Here is a 26,203-nt window from a genome sequence, read left to right as displayed (position 1 = left end):
GCGACATGTCGGAGCACTCAGCGAACCCCTCAGCGGCCCCCGGCCGCCCCCGCGCGGTCAAGGCCGTGATCCCGGCCGCCGGCCTGGCCACCCGGTTCCTGCCGGCCACCAAGGCGATTCCCAAGGAACTGCTGCCGGTCGTCGACCGGCCGGTGTTGCAGTACATCGTCGAGGAGGCCGCGCAGGCCGGCATCGACGACATCCTGCTGATCACCGGTCGCGGGAAAACCTCGATGGTGGACCACTTCGACCGCCGGTCGGACCTGGAGGAACGGCTCGCCAAGAAGCCGGAGCTGCTGGCCGAGGTCAAGCGCACCGAGGAACTGGCCGCCATCTACACGGTCCGCCAGCCGGAACAGCTCGGCCTCGGCCACGCCGTCGGGTACGCCGAGTCGCACGTCGGCGACGCGCCCTTCGCGGTGCTGCTCGGTGACGAGTTCGTCAAGCCGTCCGAGCCGCTGCTGCCGGCCATGCTGGAACTCCAGGCCCGCACCGGCGGCGTGGTGCTCGCGTTCTTCGAGGTCGATCCGGCGGAGACCAGCCGGTACGGCATCGCGTCCGTCGAGCCCGCCGAGTCGGAGTACTCCGACGTCGCCGAGGTCGTCAAGGTCACCGGCATGGTGGAGAAGCCCAGCCCCGAGGACGCGCCCAGCAACCTCGCCGTCCTCGGCCGGTACGTGCTCCCCGGGCGGATCTTCGACGCGATCCGGCGTACCGAGCCGGGCAGCGGCGGAGAGATCCAGCTGACCGACGCGATGGAGCTGCTGCGTACCGAGGGGGTGCCGGTGCACGCCATCGTCTACCGGGGCACCCGCTACGACACCGGCATGCCGCTCGGCTACCTCCAGACAGTGGTGCAGATCGCCGCCGAGCGCGACGACCTGGGTGCCGAGTTCCGCAAGTGGCTGACCGAGTTCGTCAACAACGGCGACGAGACGGTCACCGCCGCCGTCCGCAACGGCATCCGCGACGCGTCCGGCGGTGCCGATACATGACCGCGACGGCCGACGCCGAGGCGGCCGCGAACGAGTTGACGCCGCTCGCCGACTACCTGGGCAGTGTGCTGCGCAGGTTACGCGCGCTGCCTCCACTCGACCTCGACCTGACCCAGGCGTACGGCAACGTGCTCGCCGAGGACGTGGTCGCCCCGCACTCGTACCCCGCCTTCCACCAGGCGGCGGTGGACGGGTACGCCGCGCGCTGGGAGGACATCTCCGGTGGGAGTCGGGGGCCGGGCTACGTCCCGGCCCCCTCCGGTATGCCCGGCGGCCGCACCATCCGCCTGAACGTGGTGGGTGACCTGGGCGCGGCGAGCTGGCGGCCGGTGCGACTCACCCCCGGCTCGTGCTTCTCGGTGGCGGCGGGCGCGCCGCTGCCGATCGGCGCGGACGTGGTCGTCCCGGTGGAGTGGACCGACCAGGGCATGGCTGCCGTCGAGATCTTCCGGGCCCCCAAACGGGGGTACGGCCTGCGCCGCGCCGGGGAGGAACTGGTCGCCGGCACGCTGCTCGCCCGCGCCGGGGCGTACGTGTCACCGGCCCTGGTCGCGGTGTTCGCCGCCACCGGCATCGGGCACGTCGTGGTGCGGCCCAGCCCGCGCGTGGTCGTCGTGGCCACCGGCGACGAACTGGTGGACGTGGGCCGGGGCAGCCAGCCCGGCCAGGTGGTGGACACCAACTCGCACGCGCTGACCGCGGCGGCGGCGGAGGCGGGCGCGCTCGCGTACCGGGTGGGGATCTGCGACGACGACCCGGAGGCGCTGCGCGGTCTGCTGGACGACCAGACGTTGCGCGCCGACCTGATCATCACCACCGGCGGCACCGGCACCGGCCCCGGTGACATGGTCCGCCGCATCCTGTCCCGCCGCGACGGCGGCCGGGCCGGGCCGGTCGCCTTCACAGAGGTGGCCCTCTATCCCGGAACGGCTCTCGGGTTCGGTACGGTCGGCGCCGAGGAGGTGCCGGTGGTGTGTCTTCCCGGTGAGCCCGGCGCGGCGCTGATCGGCTTCGAGGTGCTGGCCCGCCCGGCCATCCAGCTGCTGGCCGGCGCCGAGCCGGTGTTCCGGCCGAGCGTCCGCGCGCACCTGCTGGAGACGGTCTCGTCCCCGGTGGGGCTGCGCGAGTTCCGGCCCGCGCACGTGGCCGAGCGGCGTGGCGGCGGGTACACGGTGCAGCCGCTGGCCGGTGGCCCGTACACGCTCTCCGGCCTGGCCGAGGCGAACGGCCTGCTGGTGCTCGGCGAGCGGGTCACCACGGCCGCCGCCGGATCGACAGTGGATGTGTTGTTGCTGGACCGGCGCCGGTGAGCGCGAGGAGTGAGCTTGCGAGCCCCGCAGTCGCGAGCGGAAGGCAAGCTCGGTGAGCGCGAGGAGTGAGCTTGCGAGCCCCGCAGTCGCGAGCGGAAGGCAAGCTCGGTGAGGTTCCGGCGGGTGCCGGGGTGGCCGGCGGTGCTGGTGGACGGTCCGGTGGTGCTGCGGCCGTACCGGCGTTCGGACGCCGCCGCCTGGTCGGAGATCCGGCGCGCGAACCGGGAGTGGCTGGCGCCGTGGGAGTCCCATGTGCCCGGTGGCTGGTACGAGACGAACTCGCCCGCCGCGTTCCGCCTGGTGCACGCCGACCAGCGCAGGTCCGCGCGTACCGGTGAGGGCATGCCGTTCGCGGTCTGCCTGCGCGAGACCGGGCGGGAGCGGCTGGTCGGTCACGTCAACATCGGCAGCATCGTGCGGCGGGCGTTCTGCTCCGGGTACGTGGGCTACTGGGTGGACTCCCGGATGGCCGGCCGTGGCGTGATCCCGACCGCTGTGGCGCTCGCCGTGGATCACGCGTTCGGGCCGGGCGGCCTGCACCGGATCGAGGTGAACATCCGGCCGGAGAACATGCCGTCCCGGCGGGTGGTGGAGAAGCTCGGCTTCCGCGAGGAGGCCTATCACGTGCGCTACATGCACATCGACGGCGCGTGGCGCGACCATATCGGATACGCGATGACGGGCGAGGAAGTCGTAGCCGAGGGCGGCTTGCTGGCGCGGTGGCACCGCGTACGTGACAACCGCCGCTGAGGCGAGCGCCCGGCGCGGCGCACTGTGAACCGGGTCGGCGGCCCGTAACCTCAAGTAACTGCAAGCTGCGGCAAGCGCTGCCCGCCCGCACGAAGTGCGCCGTAAACGACGGTCGACGGAAGAAGTTGCGGCGGTGTGGCGCTCGCCGGAGAACATCGGTGACGGGAGGGGTGAGGGTGCCCACGTCGGTGCTCCTCGCCGTCCTCGCCGCCGCCGGTCTGCTCGCCCTCGCTCCGGCGCTGGTCCGCCGGTACGACGCCACCGAGCGGCTGGTGGCGGAGCGGGCGCAGTCGACGGCGCGGGTGCTCCAGCGCCAGCGTCGACGGCGCACCGTGCCCGGACGGCGACCGCTGCACCCGCCGCGCTCCCTCGTTGTGACGCTCAGTGAAGACTCCGACACGGGTAGTCTCGCCCGCCCGGTATCGGCCCCGCCGCTGCGTCGCCGCTCCGGTCGGCTCCGGCCCGTCTCCGCGGTGCCGGCCCAGTCCCGCCGACGGCACCCGCCCCGGCGGCGGCACACCCCGGCGATCTACCGCCGGCGCCGGGTGCTGGCCGCGCTGCTGTTGCTCAACGTGGTCGAGCTGGGCGGTGTGGTGCTCGTCGGCCCCGGGTTCTGGATCAGCGTCTCGGTCACCGGCACGCTGCTCGTGGCGTACGTCGTACACCTGCGGCAGCGCGCCCTGGCCGAGCGCCGGCGGCGGCGCGCGGACGCCCGCGAGGCAACCTGGCTGGCCGCCCGCCAGGCCGAGGTGCGCCGCGAGCAGGCCCGGCGCGCGGCCGCCCGGCGGGAGGCGCAGCGCCGGCTGGCCGCGCAGCGCGAGGCGGTCCGGCGTACGGCGATGGGGCTGGACCGTCCCGCGGACCTGCCACCGGCGGCGAGCGGCGGCTCGGTGTCCTACCGGCGGGCGGGCGGCCTGCGCGGGCGCCCCTACCAGTCCGGCCGAGGCGCCTGACCGCCTTGCCCGCCTCGTCGGCGCGGCCTTCGTTCGCGTGTGATCTCCCAGCGAGTGGAACGCCGTGGGTGTCTCCGGCCCTCCATGACACCCGCGACGTTCCACTCACGCGGTTCGCGTCGCCCGCGGCGGGCGATCTTGGAGGAAATGGGCCCCTCTGGGGGCCGCCTTCTTCCAAGATCTATGTGCGCGGTGGGGCGGTTCGCGTCGTGGGGGCGCGACCTGTTAGCCTTGTCGCCGGCCCACCCGGTGAAAGCTGGGTGGGACCGACGCCGGTTCGCCGGCGGAGGGGCTGTGGCGCAGACCGGTAGCGCACCTCGTTCGCATCGAGGGGGTCAGGGGTTCAAATCCCCTCAGCTCCACCCAGTTCAAGGGCCGTTTCCCGTGGTGGGAGGCGGCCTTTTTCGATCTTGTACAGCAGTGAAGTGCAGCAGTCATGCGAGCTGGGCCCGCCAGGATGAGGTGGCCGGAGGCGGCTGCGAGGTGTGCGCTCAGCCGCGACTCTCTCCAGGTGGGAGTCGCGTCTTCCGTCTGGATCACGCCTGGTCAGGAGGCAGCGCGCCGGGTTTCGGCGAGATGGTCGACCTTGACGGTTTCTGGATATAAGATGTTTCCGTTCGGAACGGAACTAGCTAATTACCCGAACCCAGCGATGGGGGTGAGGCGTGCGATCCTCACGCAAAGCTTCCCTTGATGCGCCGCCGGAGCGCGAGGCCGATGTCCTCCGCCGCGCCCTGGCACTCGTGGAGGATCGCCTGCCGCCTGGGTGGTCGATCCGCCTTGCTGGCCAGGAGGTGGACCGCCGGATCGACGGTGTAGCCGAGTTAACCGCTCCTGATGGGACGCAAGCGGTCTTCTTCATTGAGGCAAAGCGCTCAGTCGTCACGAGTGATCTTGCTGCGGCCCTTGACCAACTTCGCTCCTACAGCCTTCCTCACGTCGATCGTCCGGCGCCTATGCTCGCCGCGCGATACATCGGGTCTTCCGCTCGCGCATGGCTAGAAGAACGCAGGGTTTCCTACGTTGACGCTACTGGGAACATGCACATCTTGCTTGAACGTCCAGCGATGTACCTGCGTGACAGGGGCGCTGATCGAGATCCCTGGCGGGGGCCAGGCAGGCCGCGCGGAACATTGCAGGGGTCTCCAGCAGCCCGTGTTGTGCGTGCCTTGGTCGATATCGCTGAGCCCATGACCGTTCCGGACTTGATACGCCTGTCTGGGGCGTCGACAGGTGCGACGTACCGAGTGGTTGAGTTCCTTGAGCGTGAAGCGCTTGTTAGACGTGATCGACGCGGCCCGATAGTGGACGTCGAGTGGCGTCGAATCCTAGAGCGATGGAGCGAGGATTACGGTTTTCAGCGCAGCAACACTGTCAACTCTTACTTGAGTCCGCGAGGTCTGCCGGCGTTGCAGGAAAGCCTGCGGGGAGCCCAAGGATTGCGCTACGCATTGACTGGTTCTCTGGCGGCCCATCGCTTAGCGCCGTATGCTCCTGCCAAACTAGCGATGGTTTATGTAGACGACGTAGACCAAGCCGCCGAAAAGCTCAGGCTGCGCGCCGTTGATACCGGCGCAAACGTACTTGTCGCTCAAGGAAAATATGACGTCGTATTCGATCGACTGGTGCAGGATGACGGTCTACTTTATGTGGCTCCGAGCCAAGCTGCTGTCGATCTACTAACAGGTCCTGGGCGGACTCCTGCTGAGGGACAAGAACTCCTTGATTGGATGGAGAAGCATGAGCGGGCTTGGCGACGCTGACCTACTGGTAGCCGCACGTAGCGCGTTACTGGATGCACTGGAAGCCCTCCGCGAGCATGCCGACGCTGTGGTCGTAGTGGGAGCGCAAGCCATATATCTGCACACGGGGGCCGCGCCCATCGCCTTAGCGGAGGCGACCAAGGATTGTGACCTTGCGCTCGACGCACGTGCGCTCCCGCAGGAGCCGTTGCTGGAGGAGGCCATGCGCGCTGCCGGCTTTCATCTCGATGTTCAAGCGCACCAGCCTGGAGCGTGGCTGAATCCCAAAGGCATTCCCGTTGACCTGATGGTTCCGGAAGCGCTTGCTGGTGGATCAAGTCGCCGCGCAGCGAATATCCCACCTCACTCCAAAAGTGCTGCGAGGAGAGCGGTCGGATTGGAGGCCGCGGTCGTCGACCATGATGCGGTTGAAATACATGCGCTCGCTCCGGGGGACAACCGGGTCTATACGGCCAATGTTGCAGGCCCTGCCGCTTTGCTCGTGGCCAAGTTGCACAAGATCGGCGAGCGGCAGGAAACGCCCAGGCGCCTTGTGGACAAGGACGCGCACGACATCTATCGTCTGCTCGTAGCCGTGCCAACCGAGCAGCTTGCTGCCAAGCTACGGGAGCTGCGGGCTGATGATCTAGCTGGACAAGTTACTGACCAAGCCATGGGATTTGTTGCGAACCTATTCGCGGCAGGCCCCGATGCCCTCGGATCGGTAATGGCGGGAAGGGCTGAGGAAGGTATCGGAGATCCCCCCGTCGTTTCGGCCGCCGCTTCTGCTTTGGCTGAGGATTTGCTGGCTTCGGTCGGCTGACTACGGACAGGGATCGAGCCGCCCACCAAGTCGCTTCAAGGCGGCTTGGGTCGCCTCCGAGGTGGCTTCGCTGTAGATGTACATGGTCACGGCGATCTGGCTGTGACGCAGGATCTGCATGGTCACCCGGGGGTGGACGTCGAGCGCCACCAGCAGGGAAGCGCAGGTCCGTCGGGTGGTGTGCACCGAGATCTCCCGTACGCCGGCCTTGCGGCAGCGGGTCTTGAACTCCCGATGGAAGTTCCTCGGCTCGATCGGCGTACCGAGCCGGGTGGTGAAGACCAGGCCGTTGTCCTGCCAGGCCCGGCCGGCGTGTTTCTGATGCCGCTTTTGATCTTCCCCACGGGAGCGCAGGGCAGTGGCGCAGGTGGCCGGCAGAGGCAGGGTCGCCTCCGACGACTCGGTCTTGGTCTCCCGATGCAGGAGCTGCCGGCGGATGCGCTGGAGCTGGTAGGCCACCGACAACTCGTTGACGGTCAGGTCAACGTCCTCCCACCGCAGGCCCAGAACTTCACCCCGGCGCAGCCCGAGGACCAGGATCAGCACGTACGCGGCGTAGAGCGGGTCGCCGTCAGCACGGGCCGACTCCAGGAATTGGCGAACCTCGTCGACGGACCACGGCCTGGCCTTGTGCGGGCGAGGCTTGGCGCCCCGGAGCAACGCCGCTGGGTTGCGGGTCAGCAGCTCGTCGCGGACTGCGTTGTTCAGCGCGGCGCGCAGGGTTGTCCAGGCATCGCGGGCGGTGCGTTCGGACACGGCCCGTTGACAGCAGCGGCCAACGGCACAGCACTTCCGCTTGCCCTCCGGCCGGGCGGCGTCCTTGCCCTGTAGGCAGCACTGACAGGCGGACCGGAGCTGGTTGAGCCAGGTCTGCACGTCCCGCACGGTCAGCTTGTCCACCCGTCGGGAACCCAGCTCTGGGGCGATGTAGAGGCGGACGAACATGTCGTAGTTGGCCGCCGTGGCGGGGGCCAGGTTCGGCTCGACGACGTCACGGAGCCACGAGTCGAGGTAGCCGGCGAGGGTGGGCAGGCGGGTGACGACCGGCCCAGCCTTCGCCTGCTGGTGCAGTTTGATCTACTTGTCGTGGACGGCCTCGCGGGTCCTGCCGTAGATGTACTTGCGGGTGCGTTTGCCGTCCGGTTTGGTGACCCAGACGTAGGCGGCGAAGCCGTTGCGGTACGGGAAGATGGAGCCTTCGCCGTTGGCTCGGGCGCGTCCGGGCATCAGGCGGCCTCCTGGCGTTCGACCTGTTCGCGGATGTAGTCGTCGACCCATTCGGGGAGGATGCGGCGGTACTTGCCGTCCTTGATGGAGCGCAGCTCGCCGGTGGCGATCTTCATCTTGACCTTGGAGATGCCGAAGCCGAGTAGGACGGCGACCTCGGCGGGTGAGTACCAGCGCGGGGTGAGGTCATGGCTCGTGCGGCGGCCCGGTGAGCCAGGCTTTGTGGGCGAGTTCTTCGCGGCCGATCCGTCTGCTTGCTCGTCGCTGCCTGGCGGCGGTGTTGGCCAGGAGTGCGTCTCCGTCGGTGAGCCAGCCGGCCCCGATGTAGGTGAGGGTGCCGACGGTGACGGTGTCGGCGGGATCGTCGTCTTCGGTGCGGCGGTAGGTGGCGCGGGTGTCGCGGAGCAGGCCGAAGGTGACTGAGTAGCGGCGGGCTTTGGTGAGGAAATGGCCGCCGAAGCCGAGCATGTGCGCCCAACGCCGCAGCCCGGCGTAAGCGTTCGGTCTGGTGTCAAGGCTGTCTTGACGGTCGTCGGCGGTTGCGGCGCCGCTGGCGGTGTCGGTGTGGGCCGGGCCAATCAATCCGCTGCTGGCGTCAGTCGAACAGCCGGTCGAGCGCTTCCTGTTCGAGGTCGCACCAGCGCTGGGCGTCCTTCATCGCCTTGGTGATCTCCTTCTCGTCGAGGTGGTGGGCGCCCTCCTCGCGGATGCACGCGACGCTGAACGGGCCGCCGACCGACGGCGAGGTCTTCTCCAGGGCCTCCAGCACCCGTACCACGCCCACCACGCCGTACTCGACGGGGCGCGTCGTCATCCGGAAGTGGGACAGCAGTGCGCCGGCCTGCTGGGCCATGGGCGCGCCGGAGCCGATGGCGTGGAAGCCAACGTCCTCATAGCGGCCGATGAGCCCGTTGGGGTTGATCTCCACGATCCACGGGTTCCCCTGGCTGAAGCCGGCCGCGAGCAGGTACGCCGACACCCCGCCGCCGCTGCCCTCGCCCGGTACGTCGGGGATGTAGTTCTTGTAGTGCTTCTTGAAGATGGGCAGGACGCGCTCCTGCAACTCGTCGCCGATGTCGGGTGCTTCGAGGATGGCGGTGGCCGAGTCCTGGAGGAGAGGGCGCAGGTCGTTGAGTACGCCTCGCGCGCCGCTGCCGCCCCAGGCCGCGCAGTCGCCCAGCGGGTGCAGCTTCTGGGCGGGAAAGCTCAGGCCACGGTCGCTCTCGGTGATCTGGGAGTCCGCGCCGATCACCACCCCGTCGCTGCAGACAACGGCGAGTACGACGGTCATGGGGTCCTCCTGCGCAGGGGTAAGGGGTAACGGGCGAGGTACCCGGCACCCCGCCCGCCTACACCCCGGCAGGTGTCGGCCCGCTCACTGCCCGGATGAGGACGTCGTGCGCGGTCAACCTCTGACTCGATCGAGAGACGCTGAGGGCCGCCGCAACCTCCGCAATATCCCGCCTCGGTGAACCGGCCGGCGTAGCGGTCCAGGTAAAGCGGCCAGCCCTCGTCGTGGCCGACACCGTCACGAACCGACCCCCCGTCCGGACCGTGCCGGTCCAGGTTGCGGTGCTCCAACTCGGCCCGGGTCCGCTGCGGTGTCTCGGCGACGAACCGGACGGCGATGGCCGCCGCCACCGTCAGCTCCGCCGAAAGCTCCGGTTACCCGTGGGTGGCAAGCGAAGTGCTCAGGACGTACGCCGACGACGGCCCGAGGTGCGACGGCGGAACTGCGGACGTTCATCGGCCGGTGCCCCACCGTCGCGTCACCGGGCCAGGACGGCGGCAGCCACCGTTTCGCGGTGGTACCGGGCCGCGACTCGGCTCGCCGGAGCCGCGCTCCGCAGCTTCCAGACGGCCGGATCCTGAACACCCTCGGGCGATCGGCGGCAGCTCACGTCGTCGCGCTACTGAACCACCTGGTCAGCGCGGCTTCCAGCGTCTGCTGATCCGCACCCACCCAGGCCACGTGCCCGTCCGGCCGCAACAGCACCGCCGGCACGTCCAGCTCGTCGGCAGTGCCGGCGACGAGCTGGACCCGGTCGGCCCAGCCGTCCACCGACAGCTTCCCGGTCCCGTCCAGCAACACCCCACTGCCGGTACGCATCAGCTCGTACAGGCGCCCCTCCCGCAGCGGTACGTCGCGCAGCCGCCGCCCGAGCAGGGCGTGTCCCTCGCCGAGGTCGTATCGGACGCCGATCGCCGTGACCTTCTCGATCAGGAAGCGGTTGACCTCGTCGAAGTCCATCAGCTGCGTCAGCACCTCACGCACGGCGTGCGGTCCGGGTTCGTTGGTGGTCAGCAACATCTGCGCGCGAGTGTTCGTCAGCACGTCGGCGGCGACCGGACGCCGCTCGGACTCGTAGGTGTCCAGCAGGCCGTCCGGCGCCCACGCGTTCACCGTCGCCGCCAGCTTCCAGCCCAGGTTGAACGCGTCCTGGATGCCCAGGTTGAGCCCCTGCCCGCCCAGCGGCGGGTGGACGTGCGCGGCGTCGCCGGCCAGGAACACCCGTCCGACCCGGTAGCGCTCGGCCAGGCGGGTCGCGTCGCCGAACCGGGACAGCCAGCGGGGGGAGTGAGCGCCGAAGTCGGTGCCCGCGTACGCGGTCAGTTGCCTTTTGAAGTCGTCGAGCGTCGGCGGCACCGAAGTCACGTCGGCCGCCGGTACGACCACCCGGAACACGCCGGGCCTGCCGGTCGGCCCGAGCCCGAACCGCTTCTCGGTGCGGCGTACCTCGGTCATGATCGCGGCGATCTCGTCCGGGGAGGCGGTCACCTCCATCTCGCCCAGCAGCGTGTCGACTGTCGATGGCTCGCCGGGGAATCCGACGCCGAGCAGCTTGCGGACGGTGCTGCGCCCGCCGTCGCAGCCGACGGCGAACCGCGCCCGCAACGGCTGGGTGCCCTCGTCGTCGAGGTGGACCGTCACGCCCTCGTCGTCCTGCTCCAGGCCCACAACCGCACGGCCGCGCCGGATCTCGGCCCCGACCTCGGCGGCGTGGTCGGCGAGCAGCCGGTCGGTGAGCGTCTGCGGGATGCCGAGGACGTACGGGTGGGCGGTGTCCAGGTCGGCGGGCGCGGGCTTGTCGATGCCGGCGAAGAAGCCCCGGATCGGGTGTGTGCCGCCGTGTTCCAGGAACCGTTCCAGCAGCCCGCGCTGGTCCATCACCTCGATGCTGCGGACGTGCAGGCCGAGCGACCGCACGTACGGCGGCGGTTCGGCGTCCCGCTCCAGCACGAGCACGCCGACGCCCTGAAGTCGCAGCTCACCGGCAAGCATCATGCCGGTCGGCCCACCGCCGACCACGATCACGTCGAACACACACGCCCCCGTGTGGAGTGTCAGGCGACCGTCCTCTCGGGCGGCACGAACCGATCATAGCCCTCGCGTCGGGACGCCCGGGCCCCGAAGGGCAGGCAGGGGCCTGTTCGTTCAGACCCCCCGGCGTCCGCCGTTCCCGGCGAGCCTCGACAGCAGAACGAGGGCACCACCGCCGATGACGAGACCGACGACGGCGAAGGCCAGCGTCTGGAGCAGCCAGTGTGTTCCGCTCAGCAGCGACGTTGCCAGCCACACGCAGAGCAGGCCAGCCGGCGCCGAGAGAACCAGGGCCACGACGACGGCCGTCGTCCACTGCTCGGTCGTGGCCTCCGGGTACGTGTTCCACAAACGCTGTCTCGACCCCTTGATCCGATCCATGATGGATCGGTTACCCGGGCCGGCGCGCCGGCAACCCGGTCAGTCGCGGCGGAACGGCCGGCGGTAGGTGTCCGGCGGCACGCCGACGGTGCCGATGCTGTCGTCGGTGTTCTCCAGCAGCTCCTGCGCCCGCCGGATGCGCTACGTCGCGAGCCACTGGGACGGCGTGGCGCCGGTCGCGGCGGTGAAGTGCCGGACCAGGTTGCGGGTGCTCATGGCGGCCTGGCGGGCGAGGTCGACGGCGGCGGCCTTGCCGGCGGCGGCGAGCACGCACGCGCCGGTGCAGAACGAGACCATCCGGGCGTGGTCCAGCCCGTGGTCGGCTCCCGCGCGTACGGGTGAACGCCCTGACGGCCCGCTTCTTCGCGGGTGTGCCGTGGCGGATCAGCAGTCCCGGCACGAGTTCGCACCGGACCGATGATTCTCGCGGCCGGCGCCGGTCGACAGAGGCATGAAGACGCTCACGCTCCAGACCCCCGAGGTCGACCTGGTCTACGACGTCCACGCTCCCACCGCGGCCGAGGCCGGGCACCGCCCCTTGTTCATGATCGGCCAGCCGATGTGCGCCGACGGCTTCACCACGCTCGCGTCGTACTTCCCGGACCGCAAAGTCATCACGTACGACCCACGCGGGCTCGGCCGCAGCGTCCGCAAGGACGGCCGGACCGACTCGCTGCCCGAGGTGCAGGCCCGGGACGTACGCGACATCGTCGACGCTCTCGGCCTGGGCCCGGTCGACATGTTCGCCAGCAGCGGTGGCGCGGTGACGGCCCTGGCCCTGGTGGCCGCATACCCGGACGTGGTGACCACGCTCGTGGCGCACGAGCCGCCGCTGGTCGCGTTGCTCCCCGACGCCGAGGCGGCCCGCCGGGCGACAGCCGCCTGCCAGGAGGCGTACCAGAAGAACGGCTGGGGCGCCGGCATGGCGGCGTTCATCGCCATGATCTCGTGGCGGGGCGAGTTCACCGACGACTACTTCGCCCAGCCCGCGCCGGACCCCGCCGCGTTCGGGATGCCGGCCGAGGACGACGGCAGCCGGGACGACCCGCTGCTGTCCGACCGGTCCGCGGCGGTCACCGCCTTCCGGCCGGACGCCGACGCGCTACGTGCCGCGCCGACCCGCGTGGTGATCGCGGTGGGCGAGGAGTCGGCCGAGACGCTCACCGCGCGGACGTCGGTGGCCACCGCGGAGCTGCTGGGCGGACCGCCAGCGGTCTTCCCGAGCCACCACGGCGGGTTCCTCGGCGAGGAGATGGGCCAGGCCGGGCAGCCGGAGGCGTTCGCACGCCGGCTGCGGGAGATCCTCGACGCCTGACCGGGCTCAGGCCCGGCGCACGTCGGTGACCATCGCCGGGTAGGGCCCGGCCGGTGTGCCGGGCCCGGCCTGGTCCGCGGGGACCACGTTGTCCATCCGCAGCCGCAGGACGGCCGGGTCGGCGGCGTCGAGGACGATCCGCCACCCCCAGCCGCCGCCGTACTCGGCGGTCAGCTCGACCGCTGCCCCGCCCGCCGCGCCGGTGAGCGTCATCGGGGTCGGCTGCTGGTGCCACGAGTCGCCCCACCAGGCGACGAGCGAGCCCTGCCGCTCGCCGGCGGCGATCACCAGCAGCCCGTCCTGCGGGCCGTCGTCGGGATGCTCCCACGAGTACGACACGGTGGTCAGGTGCCCGCCGGCCGCGGTGGCGACCGTGAGCGCGGCCGTCGACTCGGCGAGCGGATCGGCGGGCATCAGCCGGAAGCCGCTGGTGCCGGCCCACGACCCGGTGGCGTCGGTGAGAATCATCGCCCCAGGATAGGGACCAACCCGGACAGTGGACGTCCGCCGGGCCGGGACCGACCTCGGATGTGTGGCGGGACGCGTCAGGCGGAGAAGTCGTCGTCGGCGCCGCGTCCCCGCTGGCCCGGCCGGCAAACCGCTCCCTGCGGCCGGGCGCGGCCCGCCGTGCGGTTATGCGGGCGGCAGGGCGGCGATCAGGTCCTCGGCGTGCCGCAGCGTGTCCGCCAGCGCGTCGCGCGAGCCGTCGTCCAGCGGGATCGAGCGGGCCTGCCGCACCAGTTCCCGAGCGGAGTCCGGCTCGTCGAGTTGCAGCGCCAGCCCGGCCCGGTAGACCAGCGCCTCCACCTGGACCGCCGGGTCGTCGGCGGCCTCCGGGCGGGTCAGCGCGCCGTCGAGGATCCGCGCGGCCTGAGCGGGATTGCCGCGCGAGTCGGCCTGCACCACCGCGTTGCCCAGCGTGCGGGCCAGGCCGCCCCGGTCGTCGGCCTGGGGTGGCTCGGCCCGGCCGACGAACCGGATCCCACGTACGGGTTCGGGCGCTCCTGCCGGTACGTGATCTCGAAGCCGAGGGCCTGGTAGAAGGGCGCCACGTCGTCCAGGGAGCGGCACGGCAGAAGGGGGATCGTCGTCTCGTTCGCCATGCCCCGAGCCTGGCCACCGTGAGCCGTCATGCGCACATGGAAATGTCCGTTGGGCTGCCGTCGTCACCCGAACGGATACGGGACCGGTCCGCTGTGGACCGGCCCCGTGCGGGGTTTCGCTCGGGTCAGGGCTTCCAGGACCCGGCCGAACGGAAGCGGTGCTTGTACTCGACGACGCCGTTCTGGTCCTTCACGTCGAAGATGAGCTGGCCGCTGCGCTTGGAACCCTCGGGCAGGTTGGTGCCCGAGGTCATCAGCTTTCCGCAACCGGAGAAGGCGCCGCCGATGCCGCTCTCCTCGGTGCCGTCCGCTGCCACCCAGGTGAAGTAGAACGGGTTGATGGAGCCGGTGCCCTTGGTGATCTCGGCGGTCACGTCGGCGATCAGGAACATGCCGTTTCTGGGGCCGGGCATGACCTCGGTGCACGCGGCGTTCCTGGTCTGGAAGTTGCCGACGGTGATCTCGATGGTGCCGCGGTCGTCGTTCACGACCAGCTTGTCGCCGGCCGGCATGTTGAACGTCTTGTCGTCGGTGTTGCCCGGCTGTGGTGTGCCGGTGGGAACGCCCGTCGGTGTGTCACCTGTGGGCTGGCCGTAGGTGACGCCCGGGGTGGGCAGCGAGTCGATCGCCTCCTGGGTCGTCTTCACGCCGCTGTAGATGGCGAAGATCCCGCCGCCGCAACACAGCAGCAGCAGGATCACCGCGATGACGCCGACGGTGATCCAGACGTTCTTGTTCGACTTCTTCGCCGGCGGCCCGAACGGCGCTCCGGGCGGCGGGTACGCGCCACCCGGCGGCGGGTAGCCACCCGGCGGCTGGTACTCGCTGCCCGGCGGGGGGTACGGCGCACCCGAGACGGGCGGCGGCGGGTAGGGCGTGCCCGAGACGGGCGGCGGCGGGTAGGGCGTGCCCGAGGTCGGAGCGGCCGGCGGCGCGTACGGGCTGTCCGGCACCGGCGGCATCGGTGCGGTGGGGAACGCCTGCGTCGGCGGTTCCGGCGGCTGCTGGTTCGGGTCCGGTGACCCGGACGGAGGCTGAGGGTGGCTCACCGTACTCCTTGGGGCGCCTTCGGGACTTGCAGTCGCAACGACGGTACCGGCCGGGCACAACCCGGCCGTCCTGCCTCAGCGACGGGGCAGGACGGCCGCGGTGCGGACCAGGTCCTCGTCCACGGCGAACCGGCCGGTCACCGCCGAGGGGGGATCGGGCACCGGTGCGGCGGCGAGCCGGGCCGGGGCGATCTCGGCACGGAACGTGCCCGCCTCCGGGTCGAGGACGACGCGCGCGTCGGCGAAGCCCAGCCACGTGCCGACGAGCGGGTGCCAGACCTTGTAGACGGTCTCCTTCGCGCTGAACAACACGGTCGGCCAGGGCGTGCCGGACGGCAGCCGGGCCAGGTCCGCCTCCTCGTCGGGGCGGCACACCTTCCGGCGTACCCCCGGGGAGAGCGGCCGGTGCCGTTCGGCGTCGATGCCGACGGCGCGCACGTCGGTGCCGCGGGCGGCTGCCGCGGCGCAGTAGTCGCGGGTGTGGGTGATGGCGCCGACCACGCCGGCGGGCCAGATCGGGGCCCGGTCGGCGCCGGCCGGTACCGGCGTGGCGGGCAGGCCGAGCGCGCCGAGCGCCCGGCGGGCGCAGACCCGCCCGGCGGTGAAGTCGCGGCGACGGCCGGGCACCGCGCGCTCACTCAGGCCCGCCAGCTCGGCCGGGAGCAGCTCGCCGGCCCAGTCGGCCGGGCCGGCCACCGCCACGGCGACCGCGGCCGGAAGCAGATCACGCACGACAGGTGGATGACTGGGACACGCGGTGAACGTACCGTAACGCTTGGGCGTGCCGCCGCGCTGAAGGAGTCTTGCGGGGAGGCAACCGGTGCATCACCACCCATACCCGACCCCGGAAGGAGCGGCCGATGACGCCTGGTGCGGAGTTTTCCGGGAGTACCGGCGAGCACGTGCCGGTGATCCCCGACTGGACCTGCGGCTCGTGCGGTGACGACTGGCCCTGTGCCGCGAAACGTCATCACCTGCTGCGCGAGTACCAGGTGGACCGGGCGTCGTTGAGCGTCTATCTCGGCTCCTGCCTCGCCGCGGCGACGCAGGATCTGCGCTCCGTGCCGGTCACCGCGCTCCAGGACCGGTTCATCGGCTGGGTGCCGCGCGGTCCGCGTACCGCGCAGGCGTGAGCGCGTCCGGTGGCCGCCGCGTCGGGTTCGCGGCGGCCACCGGACGCGGTCTCGGCGGGCGGCGGTCCTCAGGGGCGGCGCGGTCGCCGGGTGAGCCCGAAGCCGACCACGCCGGCCACGGCGGCGAGCACGCCGCCCACAGTGGTCCACACCCAGCGCGAACCGGCCTCGGGAAGCCAGCCGGTCAGGTCGGTCTCCTCGTCGGCCACCGGCGCGGGCGTCGGCTCGGCGCCGAGCACGGTGCCGGCCCTGGTGTTCGGCACCAGCGGCGCGGCCAGTTCGCCGTCGTCGCCGGACGCGCCGCCGGAGTCGGTCGCGCCGACGAGCATCTCCACGTCGATCGGCAGCCCGAGGTCGGGTTCGGGCAGGTCGGTCACGGAGAGCCGGATGTAGTAGGTGCCGGGCAGCGGGTCGCCCGACCAGGGCTCGGCCCACGGCCGTACCCGGCGCAGCGTGCAGCCCAACGCGACGCTCGTCGCCGACGCGTCGGCGGTGGGGGTCTGCGCGCCCGCGGTGCACGCCTGCCGGCGGCGCAGCCCGTCGAAGACGTCGACGGTCCAGGTGGACGCGCCGCTGCGTGGCTTCGGGAACGTGACGGTGGCGGCGATCTTGTGCACCTGCCCGGCGTCGGCCCGGAACGACCAGTACAGGTGGTCGCCGGTCGACGCGCCGACCTGCACCGGCTGGCCGGCGGTGACGGTGGCGGCGGTGAGGAACGAGGTGCCGGCCTTGGTGACGGTGGTCGCGCCCGGTGACGGGCTGGGCGCGGCCAGGGCCGCCGCCGGGGTGAGGGCGAGGCCGGCGGCGGTGGTCGCCGCCGCGGCGCGGATCAGCGTACGCATGCTCAGTTCGTCCTCCACGTGTGCACCCACCAGCGGGTGAGCAGTCCGGCGACCAGCCCGGTGAGCAGTCCGGCGAGCGTGAGCAGGAGCAGCAGCACCCAGCCGCGACCCAGATCCGGCCCGTCCGGCGCGGGGGAGGCGGCCACCACGTCGACGGTCAGCTCCACCGGCATACCGGGCTGGGCCCGGGTGCCGGGCCTGGCCGCGAACGAGTTGCTGACCACCAGGCAGACGGTCCGTACGGCCTGCTCGGCGCCGGGCGTGGGCTCGGCGCTCGGGCCGTCCTCGTCCTCCTCTTCGGCGGCCGACCAGCGCAGCCCGGCGGAGACCACGTCGGTACGACCGCTGCCGGCGTCGACGCCCCGGACCAGTTCGCGGCCGTCCGGCGCGGTGGCGCGCAGCAGCACTCCGTAGTCCGGGTTGACCGGGCGGTCCAGCGCGACGCTCACGGAGGCGCGCAGTTCCTGCCCGGGGCGCACCGGCACCCGGTACCAGCGGTGCTCGGAGAACGCCTCCCGGTCGCTGTAGACGCCGGGGGCGAGCAGCGGCGCACCCTCGCACGCCGTGCCGCCGCCGACCACCGCCGGGGCGGCCGTGTACGTGTCCCGAGCGCGGTCGACGAGCTGCTTGATCCGGCCGGTCAGCTCGTCGGCGCTCTGCGCTGCGGTGTACGTGCCCCCGGTCGCGCCGGCGATGCAGAGCAGCTGCCGGCGGACCTTCTCGTCCGGCGCCAGGCCGAGCGTGTCGACCACCAGCCGGGTGCCCTGGGCGGCCAACTCGCGGGCCACGTCGCACGGGTCGGGCGGCGCGCAGGTGTCCTCACCGTCGGTGATCAGCACGATCCGGCGGGCGGTGCTGCCGGTGCCCAGGTCCTGCGCGGCGGAGCGCAGCGCCAGCCCGACCGGGGTGAAGCCGGTCGGGCGCAGCCCGGCGACGGCGGCCTTGGCCTGGGTGCGGTCCACCGGCCCGACCGGCACGATCTGCTGGGTGTCCAGGCAGCCCTGCTTCTTGTCCTTGCCCCGGTAGGTGGCGCCGAGCACCCGGATGCCGAGCTGTGTCTCGTCCGGCAGGGCGTCGACCACCTCGTTGAACGCCTGCTGGGCGACGGAGATCCGGCTGCGGCCGTCGATGTCTTTGGCCCGCATCGACCCGCTGACATCGAGGACCAGCTCGACCTTGGGTGGTTCGGCGACGGGCTCGGTGGTCTCGTCGTCGGCCCTGGCGGGGCTCGGCCCGATCAGCGCGGCCGCCGCCAGCAGTCCGATGAGGACGGCCGTCGATCGTCTCTTGTTGATCACCGGGCGGAGTGTAGCGGGATCCACATTGGAAGATCATCCGGGTCGGAGTCGCCCCCGGGGTCCGGGTCCGGGTGCCCGGCCGGGCCGTCATGGTCGCGCACGGCCACCCGCCGTCAGCTGCACCAGGTAAACCTTTCAGCCGGTGATGCACTCGTCGGAAATCTGACCGACCCGCACCCGTTGTGCCGTTGCCGGAACGTGGTTAAGCTCTTCTTGCGCGCCCCAATCGCCCGCTTCCCCCGTGGCAGGCGATCGGGGCGCGCTTCTCTGTGCCCGGCACCGCGCGTCAGATCCAGCGGCCGTCCAGCCACATCCGCGCCGACCAGTCCGCGTACGGCAGCACCCGGCCCACGAAGATCGGGTAGAAGTAGGCGAAACAGAGCGCCACGAGCAACACGTACGCGCCCGCGATGATCCCGCCCACCAGGCGGCGGTCGTGGACCTGTTGCGGGTCCGGTGGCGTGGCCGTGCCGGTCACCGGCGCCGGGGTGGCGATCGCGCCGAGCACGTAGACCACCGCGAGCACCAGGAACGGCACCGCCGGCGCGGCGTAGAAGGAGAACATCGTCCGGCCGTCGAGGGCGAACCAGAACCACGGCAGCAGACCGGCGGCGACGCTGAGCAGGATCGCGCCCGCCCGCCAATCACGCCGGGCCAGGCCGAGCCACGCGGTCGCGGCCAGCGCCGGCAGGAACGACCACCACAGCAGCGGCGTGCCCAGCAGCAGCACCTCCGAGGCGCAGCTCGGCGCGCCGCAAGCGCCGTCCCCGGACCAGTGGAACGCCACCGGGCGGCCGAGCAGCAGCCACTGCCAGGGCCAGGACTGGTACTTGTGCGGGTCGTCGAGCTGGGTGTGGAAGCCGAACGAGGCCTTGTGGTACTCCCACAGGTTGATCAGCGCGCCGACGACCGGGGTGTCGCTCAGCTCCGGATTGTTCGGGTAGCGCTCCGCCAAACGGTAGTAGCCGTCCTGTCCGAGCAGCCAGCCCGACCAGGTCGCCACGTAGGTCACGAGAATCAGCACACCCGCGGCGAGCAGCCACGGCAGCTCGTCGAGCACCGCGTCACGCCACGGCCGGCGTACCCCGGACGAGCGGCGGACACCCACCTCCCAGAGCAGCACCAGCAACGCGAACGCCGGCACGAAATAGAGGGCACTCCACTTCACCGAGCAGGCGCAGCCGAGCAGCACGCCGGCCGCCAGCCGCCACCACGGCCAGTCCCGCCAGCCCGACGACGGCCGCCCCGCCCTGCCCGGCTGGGCCGGATCGAGCCCGCCCTCCAGCGCCCGGGCCCAGCGCCGCCGCCGGGCGTCCCGGTCGAGCACCAGCGCGCCGAACGCGGCGAGCACGAACAGCAGCAGGAAGATGTCGAGGATGGCCGTGCGGGACAGCACCAGGTGGAAGCCGTCGAGCGCGAGCAGCAGACCGGCCGCGCAGCCGAGCACCGTGGAGCGGAACATCCGCCGCCCGATGCGGACCAGCAGCAGCACCGACAGCGTGCCGGCCACCGCCGCGCCGAACCGCCAGCCGAACTCCGGCGCGGTGGTGATCAGGTGGCCCGGCACCGAGACGCCGCTGTCCGCGTCCTGGTAGCCGAAGGCCCACTCGCCGATGCCGATCATCCACTTGCCCAGCGGTGGATGGACCACGTACGAGGGGCCGTTGTCCTTGTAGTTCCACTCGAAGCCGCGGTCGATCAGCCCGTACGCGTCCTTGGCGTAGTAGGTCTCGTCGAAGATCTTCCCGGGCGGGAAACCGAGCCCCACGAAACGCAGGATCGCCGCGACGGCCACCACCACCGCTGTCGCCAGCCACGCCTGGCCTCGGCCGATGCGGTCGTCGACGGTGGCGAGCCGGCGCCGCACGGCGGCGGGGAGCCCGCGCCCGGCGCCGTCGCCCCGGTCGGTGGTGGAAGGGTCCGGGTTCGCGCTCTGTGCTGTCGACGCACTCGTCACCCGGCGATCGTAGGCTGCGAGGGTGCCCGGTGGCGTCTGTCGTCTCCGAAATTGGCACGACCGTCGATGAGGGAGCGCACGCCGTGGGGGAAATGTCCGAGCTGGGGCGGCTCGTGTTGCTCGGCGCGCCGCTCGGCAACCCGGCCGACGCGTCCGCCCGGTTCCGCGAGGTGCTGGCCGCCGCCGACGTGGTCGCCGCCGAGGACACCCGGCGGCTCACCCGCCTGGCCCGCGACCTGGACGTGACGGTCCCGGGCCGGATCGTCTCGTACTTCGAGGGCAACGAGGAGCGGCGGACCCCCGAACTGGCCGAGGTGCTCGCCGCCGGATACACGGTCGCGCTGGTCACCGACGGCGGCATGCCGAGCGTCTCCGACCCCGGATACCGGCTGGTCCGGGCCGCGCTGGACGCCGGTGTGCCGGTCACCGCGGCGCCCGGGCCGAGCGCTGTCACCACCGCGCTGGCGCTGTCCGGGCTGCCCTGCGACCGGTTCTGCTTCGAGGGCTTCCTGCCGCGTACCCCCGGTGCCCGCCGCTCCCGGCTGCGCGCGCTCGCCGCCGAGGAGCGCACGCTTGTGTTCTTCGAGGCGCCGCACCGCATCGCCGGTGCGCTCGCCGACCTGGCCGAGGCGTTCGGCGCGGACCGGCCCGCCGCGCTCTGCCGCGAACTGACCAAGACCTACGAGGAGGTCGTCCGCCGGCCGCTCGGCGACCTGGCCGAGTGGGCCGCCGAGGGTGACCCCCGGGGCGAGATCACGCTCGTCGTGGCGGGTGCGCCGGCCACGCCCGCGGTCCGGCCGGACGACGAGACGCTGCGCGCCGCGGTGGCCGAGCGCGAGGCGGCCGGGCTGTCCCGCCGGGACGCGATCACCGAGGTCGCCACCGCGTACGGGCTGCGGCGGCGCGAGGTGTACGCCGTCGTGCACAGCTGAAGGAAGGGCCCCCTCTTAACGCCTCCGGTAGAGGAAGGGCCCCCTTTTAACGCCTCACCTCACCAGGCGGCGGCCAGGAAGCCGACGGTGATCAGCAGCGGCCCGGCCAGTGCCAGGCCGACCGCCCGGCGCCGCTGCCGCTCGTCGGTGAGCCGGGTGGCCCCGGTCCACCTGGCGATCCCGGCGGCGCAGCCGGCAACCAGGGCCAGCCCCAGCAGCCAGTGCAGGTGCCGTCCGGCGCCGGTGTCCGCGTAGGCGGTGGACCCGTCCGGCCCGGTCATCCGCGCGCGCAGCGAGCTGCCGGTGTCGGTGCGCCCGGCCGGTACGCCGCTGACGCGTACCCCGTGGGCCTGGAACCGGTCGCCGTCGGCGGAGAAGATGCCCCGGCAGCGCTGGGTGAATCCGCCGCCCGCGCACTCGGTGATCATCACGGTGCCGCCGGTCGAGTGCCCGACCGCCAGCCAGAACGGCCCGGCGCTCACCCAGGCGAAGAACGCGGCGAGCAGGCTCAGCGTCACCAGCACGGCCAGCCCGGCGGGCGGGCTCGGCGGCGCGGGCGGGCGGACGCGTTCCCGCCGCGCGGGCGGCCGGCCGGGAGGCGGGCGCGGCTCGTCCCGCAGCGGCGTGCCGTCCCAGTGCACCTCCTCGATCGGTGCCCAGCCGCCGGCCGGGGCGGCCTCGCGCTGCCAGCGCGGCTGGCGCACCGGCACCCGGTTCGGCACGGCGTCCACCGGCGCTCCGGTGGTCGGCTCCACCTCCACCGGCGGGTCCGCCGGGTCGAGCCGTGGCTGCGGGGCGAAGGGCCCGCCGGGCGGCACGGGCCGCGCCGCCCGCCGCGTGGCGGCGGCCGACGGCTCGGGCGCCGGTGGTCTGCTGGTCACGATGTTCATTTCACACCGGTACGTCGGTATTGTCGGTTAGCCGAGGCCGCGTGTCGGCGAACAAATCGGACGTACGGTCCGAGCGCACACCCCATTGGTTCGCGGCACACCCGCGGCAATCACTAGGCTTGCTGCTCATGAGTCACGTTCTCGCCGCGGTCGCCTGGCCCTACGCCAACGGCCCGCGCCACATCGGCCACGTATCCGGATTCGGCGTTCCCTCCGACGTCTTCTCCCGGTACATGCGGATGGCCGGTCACGACGTGCTCATGGTCTCCGGCACCGACGAGCACGGCACCCCGATCCAGGTGCAGGCCGACGCCGAGGGGGTCACCCCCCGCGAGCTGGCCGACCGCTACAACCGGGTGATCGCCGAGGACCTGCGGGCGCTGGGCCTGTCGTACGACCTGTTCACCCGCACCACCACGCGCAACCACTACGCGGTGGTGCAGGAGCTGTTCAGTGGCCTGCACCGCAACGGCTACATCGTCCCGAAGGTCACCACCGGGGCGATCTCCCCGTCCACCGGCCGGACGCTGCCCGACCGCTACATCGAGGGCACCTGCCCGATCTGCGGCTACGACAGCGCGCGCGGCGACCAGTGCGACAACTGCGGCAACCAGCTCGACCCGATCGACCTGATCGACCCCAAGTCGAAAATCAACGGGGAGACGCCGGAGTTCGTCGAGACCGAGCACTTCTTCCTCGACCTCCCCGCCCTGGCCGACTCGCTGCGGCAGTGGCTGGACACCCGCGAGGGCTGGCGCCCGAACGTGCTGCGCTTCTCCCGCAACCTGCTCGACGACCTCCAGCCCCGGGCCATCACCCGGGATCTGGAGTGGGGCGTGCCGATCCCGCTCGACGACTGGCGCGACCGCCCGGACAAGCGGATCTACGTGTGGTTCGACGCGGTCATCGGCTACCTGTCCGCGTCCATCGAATGGGCCCGACGCACCGGTGACCCGGAGGCGTGGCGCAAGTGGTGGTCGGCGGACGGCCAGGGGAAGGACGCCCGCTCCTACTACTTCATGGGCAAGGACAACATCGTCTTCCACTCGGTGATCTGGCCGGCGCTGCTCGGCGGCTACTCCGGTGAGGGCGCCCGCGACGGCGAGCCGGGCGAACTGGGCCGGCTCAACCTGCCCACCGAGGTCGTCTCCAGCGAGTACCTGACCATGGAAGGGCGCAAGTTCTCCTCCTCCCGCAAAGTGGTCATCTACGTCCGGGACTTCCTGGAGCGCTACGACGCCGACGCGCTGCGCTACTTCATCGCGGTGGCCGGCCCGGAGAGCAACGACACCGACTTCACCTGGGCCGAGTTCCTGCGCCGCAACAACGACGAACTGGTCGCCGGCTGGGGCAACCTGGTCAACCGGTCGGTGTCCCTGGCGGCGAAGAACTTCGGCGCGATCCCGCCGGTCGACCCGGCCGGGCTCACCGAGGCCGACCAGGCACTGCTGGACACCGCGAAGGCCGGCTTCGCCGTCGTCGGCGACCTGATCGCCCGGCACCGGCAGAAGCAGGCCATCGGCGAGGCCATGAAGGTCGTCGCCGAGGCCAACAAGTACCTCTCCGAGCAGGCGCCCTGGAAGCTCAAGGGCGCTGACGACAAGCCCCGCATGGGCACCGTCCTGCACGTCGCGCTCCAGGTGGTCAGCGACGCCAACACGCTGCTCACCCCGTTCCTGCCGCACTCCGCCCAGAAGATCCACGAGTTGCTCGGCGGCACCGGCGTGCACGCGCCGATGCCGGTCGTCGAGGAGGTCGACGACCTCGACGGCGGACCGTCGTACCCGGTGCTGACCGGCGACTACACGGTCGGAGCGCGCTGGGAGTCCGTACCCCTGGAAGCGGGCCGGCCGCTCGCGGCGCCGAAGCCGGTGTTCCGCAAGCTCGACCCGTCCATCGTCGAGGAGGAACTGGCCCGCCTGGCCGGCTGAGCACACGCGCGGACCGCGGCCCGGGGATCTCCCCGGGCCACGGTCGTCTCTCCCGTCAGGCGGTCGCCATGCTCGGCTCGCCGATGAACTCCATGATGGCCGTGTTGACCTCGGTGGGATGGGTCCACGGCGTGCCGTGCGGCGCACCCCTCAGCGTGACCAGCTCGGCGTCGGACAGCATGTTCACCAGCCGCTGACCCGTCACCGGGAACGGCAGCACGTTGTCCTTGTCACCCTGGATGATCAGCACCGGCACGTCGATGTTCGGCAGGTCACCGCGGAAGTCGGTCTGCCAGGCGTCCACCGAGTCGTGGGTGCCCTTGGCCGACGCCTGCGCGCCGATCTGCCAGTGCGCGCGGTACGCCTCGTCGCTGACCAGCTTCCCCCGGTTCTCGCTGGCGTTGAAGAACGCGTCGCAGAACTGGGTCAGGTAGGCGAACCGGTCCTGGATGATCGCCTTCTGGAACCCGTCGAACATGCTCTTGTCGACGCCCTCCGGATCGTCGGGCGTCTTCAGCAGGTACGGCGCCAACGGGGCCATCAGCACCGCCCGGTCCACCCGGTCCGACCCGTACGCACCCAGGTAGCGGGTCACCTCACCGGTGCCCATGGAGTGCCCGACCAGGATCGCGTCCCGCAGGTCCAGCTCGGTCATCAGCACGTCCAGGTCGGCCGCGAACGTGTCGTAGTCATAGCCCATGGCCGGCTGCGCGGAACTGCCGAACCCTCGCCGGTCGTACGTGATCACCCGGTACCCGGCGTCCAGCAGCGGACCGCTCATCTTCTCCCAGGTCGCCCCGTTGAACGGAAAACCGTGGATCAGCACGATCGGCTGACCGGAACCGTGATCCTCGTAGTACAGGTCGATGGGTGCGGAGTTCTCCGTACCGACAGTGACGAAAGGCATGTCGGGATTCCCCCTCGCGCGGGCTTCTCGGACCCCCCACGCCTTCCCGACCTGCCCTCGTCTATTCGTGGCGGGCCGGATAGGGCACGTCCGCCACCCGGTCGTCGGTCAGCTCGCCGCCGGGCGCCCAGACCTCGTACACGCCGCGTTCCAGGCACTGCGCGCCGGTCGCGGCCACCCCGTCCGGATCCGGGCGGCGCAGCCGCAACCGCAGCCAGCCGCCCTCCTCCCGCAGCACCAGGCACGGCACCCCGCGCCAGACCGCCGTACGCACCCGGCGGGCCGCCGCCTCCACCGGGTACCGGGCCGCCCGGGTCATCGCCAGCACCCGGAACCCGCCCGGCTGGTCGGCCACCGCCTCGTACTCCGAACCGGCGTACGTGCCGACGAGCCGGGTCGAGCGCGGAGCCTCGCCGGTCGGCACGTACTCCTGGTCGGCGGCCAGACCGGGCACCGCGGCGAGCAGGTGCCGCCACTGCGGCCCGGCCAGGCGCAGCCAGCCCCGCTGCTCCGCCTGGTAGGTGTAGAGCACCACCTCCACCCCCTCCGCCGGGTAGGCGAGCAGCGTGGCGTTCGCCGGCATCGGCAGGTCGGCGAACTCCCGGGTGACGAACTCCGGTACGAGCTGCGCGCTGCTCGGCACGAACCCGGTGCCCAGAACCGGCGGCCCGAGCCGGTCCCGGGGCGGCAACGCCATGAGCCCCCGGTGCGCCGGGCCCACCGGCACGTCGTAGTCGGCCGGGTCGGCGGCCCGCCAGCGCAGCGCGTACGCCACGTCGCCGCCCTCGGAGTCGCCCCGCAGCACCGCCATCCCGGCCGGTGTCCGCAGGTGCGCCACGTCGTGCTCCCGGTAACAGAAGCCGTGCGGCAGCCAGCCGCGCACGTACCCGGCGAGCTGCCGGGCGGAGAGCACCTTCACCATCCGGGTACCGGGCCGGACCACCGCCGACGCCCGCACCGCGGCGAGCGTCGGATCGGCCGCCGCGCCCGGCTGCTGGCTGAGCTGGTGCAGGTACGCCCAGCCCCGGTCCCGGTGCACCGGCATCAGCAGCGGCGCGTCCGTGTCGTCCGCCGGCTCGGCGCCCCCGTGCACCGCGTCCACCTCGGTCGCGTGCACGAACCGGCGCCACGGATAGCCGTTGCCGGGCCGGGGACACCACTCGAACCCGGGCGCCTCGTCGGCGCTGAACAACTCGTACGCCGCGCCCCGGGCGATCTCCTCCGCCGGATGCACCCGGCCGCCGTACGTCACGCGCAACCCGGCCCGGTCGGAGGCGGGCCCGCCGGCGTGGTCCGTGACGGTCACTCCAGGACGCTAAGCCCGCCAGATGTGAGCCATGTGA

24 protein-coding genes, 1 tRNA gene and 3 pseudogenes are annotated in these 26,203 nt (G+C 71.8%); 11 read left to right on the top strand and 17 right to left on the bottom strand.

Annotation, left to right across the window (positions count from 1 at the left end):
- Positions 1 to 5 precede the first annotated feature (5 nt).
- The 7 genes from GA0070215_RS22675 to GA0070215_RS22650 all read left to right on the top strand — a co-directional run bounded on the left by GA0070215_RS22675 (position 6) and on the right by GA0070215_RS22650 (position 6,573).
- Positions 6 to 995 carry a UTP--glucose-1-phosphate uridylyltransferase gene (locus GA0070215_RS22675; protein WP_091049526.1) on the top strand — a complete coding sequence of 330 codons (990 nt, stop codon included), beginning with the start codon at positions 6 to 8 and terminating at the stop codon, positions 993 to 995.
- Complete coding sequence (locus GA0070215_RS22670; protein ID WP_018789048.1) at positions 992 to 2,305, top strand: molybdopterin molybdotransferase MoeA; 1,314 nt, start codon at positions 992 to 994, stop codon at positions 2,303 to 2,305. The genes GA0070215_RS22675 and GA0070215_RS22670 overlap by 4 nt, the downstream gene beginning before the upstream one ends.
- A 108-nt stretch (positions 2,306 to 2,413) precedes the next feature.
- Positions 2,414 to 3,055 (top strand): GNAT family N-acetyltransferase, encoded by a 642-nt coding sequence (locus GA0070215_RS22665; RefSeq protein WP_018789047.1) that lies wholly within the window; start codon positions 2,414 to 2,416, stop codon positions 3,053 to 3,055.
- 170 nt (positions 3,056 to 3,225) lie between these two features.
- Positions 3,226 to 4,008, top strand: a complete 783-nt coding sequence (gene sepX / locus GA0070215_RS22660) for a divisome protein SepX/GlpR (RefSeq protein WP_208600403.1) — start codon at positions 3,226 to 3,228, stop codon at positions 4,006 to 4,008.
- A gap of 288 nt (positions 4,009 to 4,296) precedes the next feature.
- Positions 4,297 to 4,370 (top strand) — tRNA-Ala (locus tag GA0070215_RS22655).
- Between the two features lie 828 nt (positions 4,371 to 5,198).
- Positions 5,199 to 5,771, top strand: coding sequence for a hypothetical protein (locus GA0070215_RS28125; protein WP_141708237.1), 573 nt, complete (start codon positions 5,199 to 5,201; stop codon positions 5,769 to 5,771).
- A complete protein-coding gene (locus tag GA0070215_RS22650; RefSeq protein WP_091049518.1) occupies positions 5,749 to 6,573 on the top strand; it encodes a hypothetical protein in 825 nt (274 codons plus the stop codon). Before GA0070215_RS28125 ends, GA0070215_RS22650 begins: the two co-directional genes overlap by 23 nt.
- On the opposite strand, the pseudogene GA0070215_RS22645 reads toward GA0070215_RS22650, so the two are convergent.
- The 7 genes and pseudogenes from GA0070215_RS22645 to GA0070215_RS29875 all read right to left on the bottom strand — a co-directional run bounded on the left by GA0070215_RS22645 (position 6,574) and on the right by GA0070215_RS29875 (position 11,800).
- Positions 6,574 to 7,800, bottom strand: a pseudogene (locus GA0070215_RS22645) (tyrosine-type recombinase/integrase).
- Positions 7,800 to 7,994: pseudogene (locus GA0070215_RS28120) on the bottom strand (excisionase family DNA-binding protein); the annotation flags it as partial. The pseudogenes GA0070215_RS28120 and GA0070215_RS22645, both read right to left, overlap by 1 nt.
- Positions 7,987 to 8,337 (bottom strand): annotated as a pseudogene (locus GA0070215_RS22640) (replication initiator); the annotation flags it as partial. The pseudogenes GA0070215_RS28120 and GA0070215_RS22640, both read right to left, overlap by 8 nt.
- Positions 8,338 to 8,395: 58 nt before the next feature.
- Entirely contained in the window at positions 8,396 to 9,091 is a 696-nt protein-coding gene (locus GA0070215_RS22635; protein WP_091049513.1) for an Ntn hydrolase family protein, read from the bottom strand.
- A 606-nt stretch (positions 9,092 to 9,697) separates the two neighbouring features.
- The gene (gene rox / locus GA0070215_RS22625) at positions 9,698 to 11,125 is read right to left on the bottom strand and encodes a rifampin monooxygenase (protein WP_018789167.1); all 1,428 of its coding nucleotides are present in this window, start codon (positions 11,123 to 11,125) and stop codon (positions 9,698 to 9,700) included.
- A gap of 111 nt (positions 11,126 to 11,236) precedes the next feature.
- A complete protein-coding gene (locus GA0070215_RS22620; protein WP_141708236.1) occupies positions 11,237 to 11,503 on the bottom strand; it encodes a hypothetical protein in 267 nt (88 codons plus the stop codon).
- 141 nt (positions 11,504 to 11,644) lie between these two features.
- The gene (locus tag GA0070215_RS29875) at positions 11,645 to 11,800 is read right to left on the bottom strand and encodes an AraC family transcriptional regulator (protein WP_018789169.1); all 156 of its coding nucleotides are present in this window, start codon (positions 11,798 to 11,800) and stop codon (positions 11,645 to 11,647) included.
- A gap of 154 nt (positions 11,801 to 11,954) precedes the next feature.
- Between GA0070215_RS29875 and GA0070215_RS22610 the strand changes: the two genes are divergently transcribed.
- The gene (locus GA0070215_RS22610) at positions 11,955 to 12,818 is read left to right on the top strand and encodes an alpha/beta fold hydrolase (RefSeq protein ID WP_091049508.1); all 864 of its coding nucleotides are present in this window, start codon (positions 11,955 to 11,957) and stop codon (positions 12,816 to 12,818) included.
- A 6-nt stretch (positions 12,819 to 12,824) separates the two neighbouring features.
- Here the strand turns inward: GA0070215_RS22610 and GA0070215_RS22605 are convergent, their stop codons facing one another.
- From GA0070215_RS22605 to GA0070215_RS22590, 4 genes are all read right to left on the bottom strand, one after another.
- Positions 12,825 to 13,286 carry a hypothetical protein gene (locus GA0070215_RS22605; protein WP_091049506.1) on the bottom strand — a complete coding sequence of 154 codons (462 nt, stop codon included), beginning with the start codon at positions 13,284 to 13,286 and terminating at the stop codon, positions 12,825 to 12,827.
- A 165-nt stretch (positions 13,287 to 13,451) separates the two neighbouring features.
- Complete coding sequence (locus tag GA0070215_RS29265) at positions 13,452 to 13,724, bottom strand: hypothetical protein (protein WP_244167098.1); 273 nt, start codon at positions 13,722 to 13,724, stop codon at positions 13,452 to 13,454.
- 322 nt (positions 13,725 to 14,046) lie between these two features.
- Positions 14,047 to 14,970 (bottom strand): hypothetical protein, encoded by a 924-nt coding sequence (locus GA0070215_RS22595; protein WP_091049503.1) that lies wholly within the window; start codon positions 14,968 to 14,970, stop codon positions 14,047 to 14,049.
- Between the two features lie 75 nt (positions 14,971 to 15,045).
- Positions 15,046 to 15,702 (bottom strand): 4'-phosphopantetheinyl transferase family protein, encoded by a 657-nt coding sequence (locus GA0070215_RS22590; protein ID WP_167361549.1) that lies wholly within the window; start codon positions 15,700 to 15,702, stop codon positions 15,046 to 15,048.
- Positions 15,703 to 15,830: 128 nt separating this feature from the next.
- On the opposite strand from GA0070215_RS22590, the gene GA0070215_RS22585 reads away from it, so the two are divergent.
- Positions 15,831 to 16,103, top strand: a complete 273-nt coding sequence (locus GA0070215_RS22585; RefSeq protein ID WP_026268781.1) for a hypothetical protein — start codon at positions 15,831 to 15,833, stop codon at positions 16,101 to 16,103.
- Between the two features lie 68 nt (positions 16,104 to 16,171).
- On the opposite strand, the gene GA0070215_RS22580 is transcribed toward GA0070215_RS22585, so the two are convergent.
- The 3 genes from GA0070215_RS22580 to GA0070215_RS22570 form a co-directional block, all read right to left on the bottom strand.
- Entirely contained in the window at positions 16,172 to 16,945 is a 774-nt protein-coding gene (locus GA0070215_RS22580; protein WP_091049499.1) for a peptidase, read from the bottom strand.
- A gap of 2 nt (positions 16,946 to 16,947) precedes the next feature.
- Positions 16,948 to 18,243: a VWA domain-containing protein gene (locus tag GA0070215_RS22575; RefSeq protein ID WP_091049495.1), complete on the bottom strand. Its 1,296-nt coding sequence runs from the start codon at positions 18,241 to 18,243 to the stop codon at positions 16,948 to 16,950.
- 286 nt (positions 18,244 to 18,529) lie between these two features.
- Entirely contained in the window at positions 18,530 to 20,200 is a 1,671-nt protein-coding gene (locus GA0070215_RS22570) for a dolichyl-phosphate-mannose--protein mannosyltransferase (RefSeq protein WP_018789179.1), read from the bottom strand.
- Positions 20,201 to 20,292: 92 nt separating this feature from the next.
- Here GA0070215_RS22570 and rsmI point away from each other — a divergent pair, with 92 nt between their 5' ends.
- On the top strand, positions 20,293 to 21,132 hold the full coding sequence (rsmI, locus tag GA0070215_RS22565) for a 16S rRNA (cytidine(1402)-2'-O)-methyltransferase (protein ID WP_377468728.1): 840 nt from the start codon (positions 20,293 to 20,295) through the stop codon (positions 21,130 to 21,132).
- Positions 21,133 to 21,191: 59 nt separating this feature from the next.
- On the opposite strand, the gene GA0070215_RS22560 is transcribed toward rsmI, so the two are convergent.
- Positions 21,192 to 22,022: a hypothetical protein gene (locus GA0070215_RS22560; RefSeq protein ID WP_018786027.1), complete on the bottom strand. Its 831-nt coding sequence runs from the start codon at positions 22,020 to 22,022 to the stop codon at positions 21,192 to 21,194.
- 128 nt (positions 22,023 to 22,150) lie between these two features.
- On the opposite strand from GA0070215_RS22560, the gene metG reads away from it, so the two are divergent.
- Positions 22,151 to 23,953 (top strand): methionine--tRNA ligase, encoded by a 1,803-nt coding sequence (gene metG, locus GA0070215_RS22555; protein WP_026268048.1) that lies wholly within the window; start codon positions 22,151 to 22,153, stop codon positions 23,951 to 23,953.
- Positions 23,954 to 24,008: 55 nt separating this feature from the next.
- Here the strand turns inward: metG and GA0070215_RS22550 are convergent, their stop codons facing one another.
- Together GA0070215_RS22550 and GA0070215_RS22545 are read right to left on the bottom strand one after the other, a co-directional pair.
- The gene (locus GA0070215_RS22550; RefSeq protein ID WP_091049488.1) at positions 24,009 to 24,860 is read right to left on the bottom strand and encodes an alpha/beta fold hydrolase; all 852 of its coding nucleotides are present in this window, start codon (positions 24,858 to 24,860) and stop codon (positions 24,009 to 24,011) included.
- Positions 24,861 to 24,921: 61 nt separating this feature from the next.
- A complete protein-coding gene (locus GA0070215_RS22545; protein ID WP_018786030.1) occupies positions 24,922 to 26,166 on the bottom strand; it encodes a hypothetical protein in 1,245 nt (414 codons plus the stop codon).
- Positions 26,167 to 26,203: the final 37 nt, after the last annotated feature.

It is taken from the genome of Micromonospora marina, assembly GCF_900091565.1.
Lineage (GTDB): Bacteria > Actinomycetota > Actinomycetes > Mycobacteriales > Micromonosporaceae > Micromonospora > Micromonospora marina.
Note: the sequence above shows the minus strand (reverse complement) of the source record. Positions and strands in the feature narration are given on the sequence as shown.

Excerpts from the sequence above, each read along its gene's own strand:
- GA0070215_RS22675 (WP_091049526.1), top strand. The coding sequence starts at position 6 with ATGTCGGAGCACTCAGCGAACCCCTCAGCGGCCCCCGGCCGCCCCCGC.
- GA0070215_RS22670 (WP_018789048.1), top strand. The coding sequence starts at position 992 with ATGACCGCGACGGCCGACGCCGAGGCGGCCGCGAACGAGTTGACGCCG.
- GA0070215_RS28125 (WP_141708237.1), top strand. The coding sequence starts at position 5,199 with ATGACCGTTCCGGACTTGATACGCCTGTCTGGGGCGTCGACAGGTGCG.
- GA0070215_RS22650 (WP_091049518.1), top strand. The coding sequence starts at position 5,749 with ATGAGCGGGCTTGGCGACGCTGACCTACTGGTAGCCGCACGTAGCGCG.
- GA0070215_RS22635 (WP_091049513.1), bottom strand. The coding sequence starts at position 9,091 with ATGACCGTCGTACTCGCCGTTGTCTGCAGCGACGGGGTGGTGATCGGC.
- GA0070215_RS22620 (WP_141708236.1), bottom strand. The coding sequence starts at position 11,503 with ATGGATCGGATCAAGGGGTCGAGACAGCGTTTGTGGAACACGTACCCG.
- GA0070215_RS29875 (WP_018789169.1), bottom strand. The coding sequence starts at position 11,800 with ATGGTCTCGTTCTGCACCGGCGCGTGCGTGCTCGCCGCCGCCGGCAAG.
- GA0070215_RS22610 (WP_091049508.1), top strand. The coding sequence starts at position 11,955 with ATGAAGACGCTCACGCTCCAGACCCCCGAGGTCGACCTGGTCTACGAC.
- GA0070215_RS22605 (WP_091049506.1), bottom strand. The coding sequence starts at position 13,286 with ATGATTCTCACCGACGCCACCGGGTCGTGGGCCGGCACCAGCGGCTTC.
- GA0070215_RS22585 (WP_026268781.1), top strand. The coding sequence starts at position 15,831 with ATGACGCCTGGTGCGGAGTTTTCCGGGAGTACCGGCGAGCACGTGCCG.
- GA0070215_RS22580 (WP_091049499.1), bottom strand. The coding sequence starts at position 16,945 with ATGCGTACGCTGATCCGCGCCGCGGCGGCGACCACCGCCGCCGGCCTC.
- rsmI (WP_377468728.1), top strand. The coding sequence starts at position 20,293 with ATGTCCGAGCTGGGGCGGCTCGTGTTGCTCGGCGCGCCGCTCGGCAAC.
- GA0070215_RS22560 (WP_018786027.1), bottom strand. The coding sequence starts at position 22,022 with ATGAACATCGTGACCAGCAGACCACCGGCGCCCGAGCCGTCGGCCGCC.
- metG (WP_026268048.1), top strand. The coding sequence starts at position 22,151 with ATGAGTCACGTTCTCGCCGCGGTCGCCTGGCCCTACGCCAACGGCCCG.
- GA0070215_RS22550 (WP_091049488.1), bottom strand. The coding sequence starts at position 24,860 with ATGCCTTTCGTCACTGTCGGTACGGAGAACTCCGCACCCATCGACCTG.